Origin of the sequence: Lentilactobacillus parafarraginis DSM 18390 = JCM 14109, assembly GCF_001435895.1 — a bacterium.
GTDB classification, from domain to species: domain Bacteria; phylum Bacillota; class Bacilli; order Lactobacillales; family Lactobacillaceae; genus Lentilactobacillus; species Lentilactobacillus parafarraginis.
The window spans coordinates 1-214 of record NZ_AZFZ01000248.1 but is presented as its reverse complement, the minus strand read 5'-3'; the positions used below and the strand labels follow the sequence as shown (position 1 = coordinate 214).

Annotated in this window: 1 pseudogene; it reads right to left on the bottom strand. The window is 46.7% G+C overall.

The annotated features are described in order from the left end of the window. Positions 1 to 214: pseudogene (locus FD47_RS16045) on the bottom strand (transposase); the annotation flags it as partial.

The following is a 214-nucleotide window of genomic DNA, read 5'->3' as shown; positions in this document are numbered from 1 at the left end:
CTCTGAGCGTCAACGATAATGAAGGAAGTTAACGCCGAACGATCCTGCTTGGATCGTAAGGTAGCGACAATTTTTTTAAAACCTGATCTAACAGTGATGGCTCTGCTGGCGTTGGTTGCCGAGACCATAAGCGAAAATACGTGTAGACCGTTTGCCACTTGGGAAAATCATGCGGTAATGCCCGCCATTGAGCGCCGGTCTTTAAGATATATAG